Below are 9,359 nucleotides of genomic sequence, written 5' to 3'. Positions count from 1 at the left end.
GCGACTCCCCCGCCCAGCCGCCGCGCACACGGCCCTGCACGCGCGCAGCGGCTGGGCGGGGGAGTCGCGCCGGTACGGCGAGGGCGTCGCGATCCTCGCCGGGGACCTCGCCCTGAGCTACGCGAACCGGCTCGCGGGCACGCTGACCGGCCCGGCGGCACAGGTCTGGCACGAGCTGGTCACCGAGATGATCGTCGGCCAGCAACTGGACGTCGCCCTCGCCGCCGAGGCCGTCCCCGACGAGGCCCTGGCCCGCTGGGTCGCCGTCTGCAAGTCCGGCCGCTACACCATCCACCGCCCGCTGGCCCTGGGCGCGGCCCTCGCCGGACGCCCCGCGCTGTACGGCGTGTTCGAGGCGTACGGGGTCGCGGCCGGGGAGGCGTTCCAGCTCAGGGACGACCTGCTGGACGCGTTCGGCGACGAGGAGGTCACCGGCAAGCCGGCCGGCCTGGACCTCGACGAGCACAAGATGACCCTGCTGATCGCGCTGGGCGCCGCCAAGGACCCGGAGGTGGCGCGGCTCGTCGAGGAGAGCCGGCACGCCGACTGGAACCCGGCCCCCCTGCACGCCGCCCTCCTCGCCTCCGGCGTACGCGCCGACGTCGAGAAACGCATCGACGCCCTCGTGACCGACGCCCGCACGGCCGTCACCGGCGCCGGACTGCCCGACACCTGGCGCCTGCGGCTCGAAGAACTCGCCGACCTGGTCGCCTACCGCGACCGCTGACGACTCCCGAAGGACCCCTGCCATGAGCACACTCCTGTACCGCCTGAGCCCCAAACCCGACCACGCCGCCCTGCACCGCAAGGGCCTCTACCTCGGCGTCGTCCCGCAGGCGGCGGCCCGCGTGCGCGGCGCGATGCCGGTGGTCCTCGACCACGACCTCGACGTCCTGCCCGACGCCGGACGCGATCTGACGGTCGCTCAACTCGCGCGCCACGTCGCCGACATGGCGAACCGTCTCGCCGTCGCCGGAGTCCGCTCCGGCGGACACGTCGTGATCTGCAAGGCACCCAACTTCGACCTCTGGCTCCTCGCGACGGCCGTCGAACGCCTCGGCGCGGTCCCGGTGATGCTCTCCCACCACCTGGACTCCGAGGCCCTCTCCGCGCTCCTCGCCCGCCTCGACCGCCCCCACCTGATCACCGACGGCCCCAAGCTGGGCGCCCTCACCGGGGACGGCGTCGACCTGGACACGCTGACCCGGGGCGTGCTCGGCGTGGGCGACGCCGGGCACGGCGCGGTCCCGCTCGCCTCGCTGGACGGCTCGGTGCCGGTCCGCCCGGTGCTGCGCGGCCTCGACGAACCGGCGATGATCACCCACACCTCGGGCACCACCGGCCTGCCGAAACTCGTCGTCCACACGCCCCGCACGATGCGCTCCCGGCTGCGCCCCCAGATCTTCCTGCTCGGCCTGATGCGCAAGCGCGGCACCGTCGCGATCCACACCCCGTTCGGCCACTCCCGGACCTTCGCGGCGATGTCCCTGTGCCTCCTCCAGGGCATGCCGCCGCTGCTGGTCAACGACGGCACCCCGGACGCCGTCGCCACCTTCTTCGCCGCTCAACGCCCGTGGCTGATCGAGGCGTTGCCCAACACGTTCCTCGCCTGGGAGGAGCTGGCCGACGACGCGCGCCGCCCGTTCGCGTCCGTCAAGTACTTCAGCAGCACCTTCGACGCGATCCACCCGCGCACCGTACGCCGCCTGCTGCACGCCTCCACGCAGCGCGCCCAGTTCTTCCAGATCTACGGCCAGAGCGAGGTCGGGCCGGCCGCCGGGCGCCCGTACTTCCGCCGGTTCGCGCACCGCATGGACGGCCGCTGCGTCGGCTACCCGCTGCCGGGCAGCGCGCAGGTGCGGCTGGTGAGCCGGGACGGGCAGCGGCCCTCGCAGGACAACCCCGGGTTCATCGAGGTGCGGTGGGACGGCATCGCCAAGACGTACCACGGAGAGCAGGAGCGGTACGACGCCAACCTGAACGACGGCTGGTGGCGCACCGGAGACGTCGGCTACCGCACCCGGTTCGGCTGCCTGCACATGCTGGACCGCGAGTTCGACGCGATCCCCGGCGTCGGCAGCAACCTGGAGATCGAGGACCTCCTCCTCGACGAACTCACGGAACTCGCCGAGGTGGTCGTCGTGCAGGGGCCCGACGCCGAGGCGGTCCCGGTCGTCTGCACCCACCACGACGAGCCGCTCGACCTCGACCGCTGGCGCGCGGCCACCGCCGGGTACCCGCAGCTCGCCGAGCCCGTCCAGATCCCGCTGGCGCAGCTCCCGCGCACCGCCACCCTCAAGACGCGCCGCGTCGAACTCTCCCGGCGCCTCGCGGCCGGTCTACCAGGGGCCGTGGTCGAGTAGCCCGAGGACGAGGATCGCCACCGCCGTGGCGAGGAAGACGATCCCGCCCACGATGTTGCGGGAACCCACCCGCACGTGGGCGATGATCGCCCCCACGAAGTACAGGATCAGACCGATCGCGGCGAGCGTGCCCAGCACCGGCACCGCGAGCCCGGCCAGCAGTCCGACGGTGCCCGCCGCCAGCAACGACCCGAGGACCGGGACGTACTTGCGGGGGATGCCCTTCATGTCCGCCTGGGTCTTGGGGTACTCATGGCCGATCAGGTACGTGACGGCGGCGGCACCGTTGAAGACCGCGCCGATGATGGTCATGGTGACGAAAGCGGTGGACAAGTTCTCTCCGCATCTTTGAGGACGACCTTGCTGAGCACCGTTCTGAGATGCCCCCCGAGTTTCGTTGATCGTACAGGCGACGGCCCGCCAAGTCTCGGTGATCACGCGTCACTTGGGACGTCAGACGGCATCCCAGCCGTGTTCCCGGTGCGCCGGTTCCGCCTCGCTCACCGGCAGCCACTCGAGCTCGTAGGCGGTGCCGCCGATCCGGAAGACGCCGGCCGACCAGTCGGCGAGTTCACCGTCGACGTCCTCGCCCCGCACCACGCCGTCGTCGGCGGTCAGCGTGCCGGAGGAGCCCACCGGCCACACCATCCACTCCGGCAGCTCCTGTTCGCTGGTGACGCGCCTGCGCCACAGCCAGCCCGTGTACTCCCGCCAGAGGTCCACCCGGGTGACCAGGAGCCCGACCTCCTGCCGGTCGGCGAACACCCGCGCCGCTCCTCGCCGGTACGGATCCAGCCGCACGTCACGCGTGATCACGCTCCTGCACCCCCACCCGTGCTACCAAGAACCATGCCTGCACACGAAGCATCCCACGCATCCCACGCGTACGACGCCGTCATCGTCGGCGGCGGCCACAACGGCCTTGTCGCCGCCGCCTATCTGGCCCGCGCCGGGCGGTCGGTGCTCGTGCTGGAGCGGCTGGGGAGCACGGGCGGCGCGGCGGTCTCCACGCGGCCGTTCGCCGGGATGGACGCCCGCCTGTCGCGGTACTCGTACCTGGTGAGCCTGCTGCCGGACAAGATCGTCAAGGACCTCGGTCTGAGCTTCCGGGTCAGGTCCCGCGACATCTCCTCGTACACGCCCGTCGAGCGCCACGGGAAGCCGACCGGGCTCCTCGTCGGTGGCGGAGATCGCCGCACCCGGGACGCCTTCGCCGAACTCACCGGCTCGGACCGGGAGTTCGAGGCGTGGCAGCGGTTCTACGGCCTCACCGGGCACGTCGCCCGGCGCGTGTTCCCGACGCTCACCGAACCTCTGCCGAGCCGTGAGGAGTTGAGGCGCAGGGTCGACGACGAGGAGGCGTGGCGCGCCCTGTTCGAGGAGCCGGTGGGGGCGGCGATCGAGGAGCGGTTCGCGGACGACACCGTGCGCGGAGTCGTGCTGACGGACGCCCTGATCGGCACGTTTGCCGACGCGCACGACCCCTCGCTCGCCCAGAACCGTTGCTTCCTGTACCACGTCATCGGCGGCGGCACCGGCGCCTGGGACGTCCCCGTCGGCGGCATGGGCGCCCTCACCGACGCCCTCGCCGCTGCGGCCCGCGAGGCCGGCGCCGTCCTCGCCACCGGCCACGAGGTCACCCGGATCGACACCGACGGCCGTACGGCGGAGGTCAGTTACCGCACGGCCGACGGCGAGGGCGTCGCCACCGCCCGCCACGTCCTCGTGAACGCCTCCCCGCAGGCCCTCGCCCACCTCACCGGCGCCACACCGCCCGAGCCCGCCGAGGGCGCCCAGCTCAAGGTGAACATGCTCCTCAAGCGCCTCCCACGGCTGAAGGACACCGCCGTCGACCCGCGCGAGGCGTTCGCCGGGACCTTCCACATCGCCGAGGGATACGGCCAACTCGCCGCCGCCTACGCCGAGTCGGCCGCCGGACGGCTCCCCACCGCCCCGCCCTCGGAGATCTACTGCCACTCCCTGACCGACCCGACCATCCTGGGTCCGGAGCTGACGGGCCATCACACCCTCACTCTCTTCGGCCTGCACACCCCCGCCCGCCTCTTCCGCGACGACAACGACGCCACCCGCGAGGAACTCCTGACCCGCACCCTCGCCCAACTCGACGCGCATCTCGCCGAACCCCTGGCCGACTGCCTCGCCACCGACGCCGACGGCCGCCCCTGCATCGAGGCGAAGACCCCGCTCGACCTGGAACACGACCTGCGCCTGCCCGGCGGCAACATCTTCCACCGCGCCCTGTCCTGGCCCTACTCCCAGGAGGGCGACGGGCGTTGGGGCGTCGAGACACCGCACGCGAACGTCTATCTGTGCGGCGCGGGCGCGATCCGCGGGGGCGGGGTGAGCGGCGTGCCGGGCCACAACGCGGCCATGGCCGTACTGGAGCAGCGGAGTTGACGGGTTTCCGCTGACGTCGGGCACGGTTTCTGACGATCCATCAGAAAACCTCTTCCCTCGGACGACCGTCTGCGGCATCCTGCGCGACATGCAGACGGAGCTGAGCAACCAACTGGGAGTCGAGCACGCCCTTTTCGGCTTCACGCCGTTCCCCGCCGTCGCCGCGGCGATCAGCCGGGCCGGCGGGTTCGGCGTGCTCGGCGCGGTCCGCTACACCGCCCCCGACGACCTCAAGCGCGACCTGGACTGGCTGGACGCGCACGCGGATGGACGGCCGTACGGACTGGACGTCGTCATGCCCGCCAAGAAGGTCGAGGGCGTCACCGAGGCCGACGTCGAGGCCATGATCCCCGAGGGGCACCGGCAGTTCGTGCGCGAGACCCTCGCCAAGCACGGCGTGCCCGAACTCGCCGAGGGCGAGGCGTCCGGCTGGCGGATCACCGGCTGGATGGAACAGGTCGCCCGCAATCAGCTCGACGTCGCCTTCGACTATCCGATCAAGCTGCTGGCCAACGCGCTGGGTTCACCCCCGGCCGACGTCATCGCCCGCGCCCACGCCCACGACGTCCGGGTCGCGGCCCTCGCCGGAAGCGCCCGGCACGCGCTCAAGCACAAGGACGCGGGCATCGACATCGTCGTGGCGCAGGGCTACGAGGCCGGCGGGCACACGGGCGAGATCGCCTCGATGGTCCTGACCCCGGAGGTCGTCGAGGCCGTCGACCCGCTGCCGGTGCTCGCCGCCGGAGGCATCGGCAGCGGCGCGCAGGTCGCCGCCGCGTTCGCGCTCGGCGCGCAGGGCGCCTGGCTCGGCTCGCTCTGGCTCACCACCGCCGAGGCCGACATGCACTCGGCCGCCGTCACCCGCAAGCTCCTCGCCGCAGGGTCCGGCGACACCGTCCGCTCCCGCGCCCTCACCGGCAAACCGGCCCGGCAGCTGCGCACCGAGTGGACCGACGCGTGGGACGACCCGGACGGCCCCGGCACCCTGCCCATGCCCCTCCAGGGCCTGCTGGTCGCCGAGGCGCTCTCCCGGATCCAGAAGTACGAGGTCGAACCCCTGCTCGGGACGCCCGTCGGGCAGATCGTCGGCCGGATGACCGAGGTCCGCAGCGTCCAGGCCGTCGTCGACGACCTCACGCGCGGCTTCGAGCAAGCCGTCGAGCGCGTCAACCGGATCGCCGCAGGAAGGAGCCCCCGATGACCCCCGGCTTCTGGGCCCAGGCCGCCGAACACCCCGACCGCGTCGTCCTGATCGCCCCCGACGGCGAGGAGTGGACCGCCGGACGCCTCCACGCGCAGGCCAACCGCCTCGTCCACGGCCTGCGCGCCGCCGGACTCGAACGCGGCGACGCCTTCGCGATCGTCCTGCCCAACTCCCCGGACGTCATCGCCGCCTACCTGGCGGCCACCCAGGCGGGCTTCTACCTCGTCCCGGTCAACCACCACTTCGTCGCCCCCGAGATCGCCTGGATCGTCGCCGACTCCGGCGCCAAGGTCCTCATCGCCCACGAACGGTTCGCCGACCAGGCGTCGCGGGCCGCCGACGAAGCCGGCCTCCCGCCGAGCCACCGGTACGCCGTCGGCGGCATCGCCGGCTTCCGCCCGTACGCCGAACTCCTCGACGGACAGCCCGAGTCGGCCCCCGCCGACCGCACGCTCGGCTGGGTCATGAACTACACGTCCGGGACGACGGGACGCCCGCGCGGCATCCGCCGCCCACTGCCCGGGAAACTCCCCGAAGAGACCTACCTCGGCGGCTTCCTGGGCATCTTCGGCATCCAACCCTTCGACGACAACGTCCACTTGGTGTGCTCGCCGCTCTACCACACGGCCGTCCTCCAGTTCGCGGGCGCGTCGCTGAACATCGGGCACCGGCTGGTCATGATGGACAAGTGGACGCCGGAGGAGATGCTCCGCCTGATCGACCGTCACCACTGCACGCACACCCACATGGTGCCCACCCAGTTCCACCGCCTCCTCGCCCTCCCCGAGGAGGTCCGCGCCCGCTACGACGTCTCCTCCATGCGGCACGCCATCCATGGCGCCGCCCCCTGCCCCGACCACGTGAAGCGGGCGATGATCGACTGGTGGGGCACCTGTGTCGAGGAGTACTACGCGGCCAGCGAGGGCGGCGGGGCGTTCGCGAGCGCCGAGGACTGGCTGAAGAAGCCCGGCACGGTCGGAAAGGCCTGGCCCATCAGCGAGTTGGCCATCTTCGACGACGACGGCAACCGGCTGCCGCCCGGCCAACTCGGCACCGTCTACCTGAAGATGAACACCGGTGGGTTCGCCTACCACAAGGACGAGCAGAAGACCCGCAAGAACCGCATCGGAGACTTCTTCACCGTCGGCGACCTCGGACTCCTCGACGAGGACGGCTACTTGTTCCTGCGCGACCGCAAGATCGACCTCATCATCTCCGGCGGAGTCAACATCTACCCCGCCGAGATCGAGGCGGCCCTCCTCTCGCACCCGGCCGTCGCCGACGCCGCCGCCTTCGGCATCCCCCACGACGACTGGGGCGAGGAGGTCAAGGCGGTCGTCGAACCGGCCCCGGGCTTCACCCCGGGACCGGACCTCACCGCCGACCTCCTCGCCCACTGCGCCGGCCAACTCGCCGGGTACAAACGGCCCAAGAGCATCGACTTCATCGCCGAGATGCCCCGCGACCCCAACGGCAAGCTCTACAAACGCCGGTTGAGGGAGCCGTACTGGGCCGACTCAGTTGTGGACACGGACGACGCGAAGAGCGGGTGACGCCTTGATGTCCTTCTCGCAGAACCGCGCCGTCACCCACCGCTCCTGCCCGTACAGGCGCGTCTGATCGGTGTAGTGCGGCGAGTTCGGGTTCGACGACTGGGAGTAGGTGAGCAGCGTCCGCGCCACCGGACACCCGCTCCCGTCCCAGCCGACGGCCTGGATGTGACTGGACCCCATCGAGATCTCGGAGTAGCCGCCCCCCGTCGGGTCCCACCGCCCCTCGACCTTGTTCCACACACCCAGCCCCTCGGTCCCGCCCGGAACGGGGATGCGCTTCCCGTTCCGTACGACGAACTGGTGCTCCCCGAGCGGGGAACCGAGCGGAATCCCCGCCGACCGCAGCTCGGTCACCGCGTCCGCGAGAGCCGCCGCGAAGGCCGGGCCGTCGGTGTTCAGGGTGTTCGGCGTGTTCACCGGATCGGCCGCCGAGAACGGCACCTTCCAGCGCTGCGCGGGCAACTTCCGCCAGAACCGGTCGAAGAGCAGCGCGCCCCTGCTGCCGGTGTCCACCGTCCGGTCCCACGCGGCGAGCACCCCGCACGCCTCGGAGACGTCGACAGCCGTACCGCTGCTCCCCGTTGCCACCCCGCCCGGCAGTGCCGAGCACGCCTTCGCCGCGTCGGCCGCCGCCAGGGCACCGGCCGTGGTCCGGTTCGCGAACTGCTGCGCCTGGAGGTCCCGCACGGTCAGCCGCCCGCGCTCCGCGAGCGCCGCGACATCCTGGATCGCACCCCGCGTCCGCAGCCCCCGCTGCGTGCCGATCGTCCCGAAGATCCGCTCGTACCCGGTGATCGGCTGCTCGGCATTGGTCAGCCAGGGACTGTCGTTGGAGTTCTCCACGTACGGCGCGTCTTTGAGGGTCGGCATCTTGGCGGGGCCGAAGACCCCGGGCTGTACGGCGTCGGGGTCGGTCCCCGGCACGCACGCCGTGCGCGAGCCGTCGAGGACCGCGAGCCCGGCCGCCGGGTACGTCGCCGAGCCCAGCGGCGTCGAGCAGGACGCGGCGAGGTCGTTCGTGATCCGGGGCAGCACCTGCGACTGGGAGTACAGCGTGTGCCCGGTGGAGTCGGCGGCGATCGTGTTGACCCACGGCAGGCCCTGGTGCTGCGCCAGCGACGCGGCGATCCCGGCCGTGTCCCGGGCCTTGCCGAAGCCGAGCGAGGTGTCCGCGAACCGCAGGTTGGCCGTGTTCGGGTCGTTCAGCGCGAACGCCGTCGTCGCCGTCCACGGCAACGGGAGCCCGGCGTCGGAGGAGGCGACGACAGGGCCGTACCGCGTCCACCACTGGGTGCGCGTCACCGGCGTGCCGTCCTTCACCGCGACCGTCACCGTGCGCCTGGTCATCGGCTCCGGCTTGCCGTCCACCAGGTACGCGGTCGGGTCGGACGGGGACAGGGTGAGCTGGGTCAGGTTGAACGGGACGCCCGTCGAGACGGTGTGGCTCCACGCGATGTGCGCGTTGTAGCCGATCGAGATCGTCGGCAGGCCCAGCAACGAGCCGCCCGCGACGTCCAGTTGCCCCGGGATCGTCTGGTGCGACTGCCAGAAGCGGCGGCCCCCGTGCCACGGATAGTGCGGGTTGCCCAGCAGCAGGCCGCGGCCGTTCGCCGTCGTGTCGCCGCGGAACGCGACCGCGTTCGAGCCCATCGCGGCGTCGGCCGCGCGCTGCTCCATCGTGCGGATGACGGCCCGCGGATCGGCCTTCCTCGCCGGGGAACCGGCCGTGGGCGGCTGGGCCGCGGTGATCTCGTCGACGTTTCCGCCGTGGCCGCCGAGGACCGACAGGGCGTACACGCGGGCGGCCACGTCGACCGTCGT

General features: G+C 72.1%; 8 protein-coding genes. 5 read left to right on the top strand and 3 right to left on the bottom strand.

The genetic code is table 11. The features are described from left to right. Together AOK24_RS13150 and AOK24_RS13145 are read left to right on the top strand one after the other, a co-directional pair. Nucleotides 1–727 (top strand): polyprenyl synthetase family protein (locus AOK24_RS13150; protein WP_206191192.1); only part of this gene is annotated, 727 nt, incomplete at its 5' end. 22 nt (nucleotides 728–749) lie between these two features. Continuing rightward, a complete protein-coding gene (locus AOK24_RS13145; RefSeq protein WP_055720240.1) occupies nucleotides 750–2,363 on the top strand; it encodes an AMP-binding protein in 1,614 nt (537 codons plus the stop codon). On the opposite strand, the gene AOK24_RS13140 is transcribed toward AOK24_RS13145, so the two are convergent. Next, on the bottom strand, nucleotides 2,340–2,696 hold the full coding sequence (locus tag AOK24_RS13140; protein WP_010357727.1) for a DoxX family protein: 357 nt from the start codon (nucleotides 2,694–2,696) through the stop codon (nucleotides 2,340–2,342). The genes AOK24_RS13145 and AOK24_RS13140 overlap by 24 nt on opposite strands. A gap of 120 nt (nucleotides 2,697–2,816) precedes the next feature. Further along, on the bottom strand, nucleotides 2,817–3,179 hold the full coding sequence (locus tag AOK24_RS13135; RefSeq protein ID WP_109364318.1) for a hypothetical protein: 363 nt from the start codon (nucleotides 3,177–3,179) through the stop codon (nucleotides 2,817–2,819). Between the two features lie 33 nt (nucleotides 3,180–3,212). On the opposite strand from AOK24_RS13135, the gene AOK24_RS13130 reads away from it, so the two are divergent. The 3 genes from AOK24_RS13130 (at nucleotide 3,213) to AOK24_RS13120 (ending at nucleotide 7,538) form a co-directional block, all read left to right on the top strand. Further along, nucleotides 3,213–4,781, top strand: coding sequence for a phytoene desaturase family protein (locus AOK24_RS13130; RefSeq protein ID WP_055720238.1), 1,569 nt, complete (start codon nucleotides 3,213–3,215; stop codon nucleotides 4,779–4,781). 88 nt (nucleotides 4,782–4,869) lie between these two features. Continuing rightward, nucleotides 4,870–5,982, top strand: coding sequence for an NAD(P)H-dependent flavin oxidoreductase (locus tag AOK24_RS13125; protein WP_055720237.1), 1,113 nt, complete (start codon nucleotides 4,870–4,872; stop codon nucleotides 5,980–5,982). Continuing rightward, nucleotides 5,979–7,538 carry an acyl-CoA synthetase gene (locus AOK24_RS13120; protein ID WP_055720236.1) on the top strand — a complete coding sequence of 520 codons (1,560 nt, stop codon included), beginning with the start codon at nucleotides 5,979–5,981 and terminating at the stop codon, nucleotides 7,536–7,538. Before AOK24_RS13125 ends, AOK24_RS13120 begins: the two co-directional genes overlap by 4 nt. Here the strand turns inward: AOK24_RS13120 and AOK24_RS13115 are convergent. Continuing rightward, the coding region (locus AOK24_RS13115) for a penicillin acylase family protein (RefSeq protein WP_055720235.1) at nucleotides 7,503–9,359 on the bottom strand (1,857 nt) is incomplete at its 5' end. The two genes, AOK24_RS13120 and AOK24_RS13115, sit on opposite strands and share 36 nt — an antisense overlap.

The sequence above is a fragment of the Streptomyces niveiscabiei genome, from assembly GCF_001419795.1.
GTDB lineage: Bacteria > Actinomycetota > Actinomycetes > Streptomycetales > Streptomycetaceae > Streptomyces > Streptomyces niveiscabiei.
Note: the sequence above shows the minus strand (reverse complement) of the source record. Positions and strands in the feature narration are given on the sequence as shown.

Excerpts from the sequence above, each read along its gene's own strand:
- AOK24_RS13145 (WP_055720240.1), top strand. The coding sequence starts at position 750 with ATGAGCACACTCCTGTACCGCCTGAGCCCCAAACCCGACCACGCCGCC.
- AOK24_RS13130 (WP_055720238.1), top strand. The coding sequence starts at position 3,213 with ATGCCTGCACACGAAGCATCCCACGCATCCCACGCGTACGACGCCGTC.
- AOK24_RS13125 (WP_055720237.1), top strand. The coding sequence starts at position 4,870 with ATGCAGACGGAGCTGAGCAACCAACTGGGAGTCGAGCACGCCCTTTTC.
- AOK24_RS13120 (WP_055720236.1), top strand. The coding sequence starts at position 5,979 with ATGACCCCCGGCTTCTGGGCCCAGGCCGCCGAACACCCCGACCGCGTC.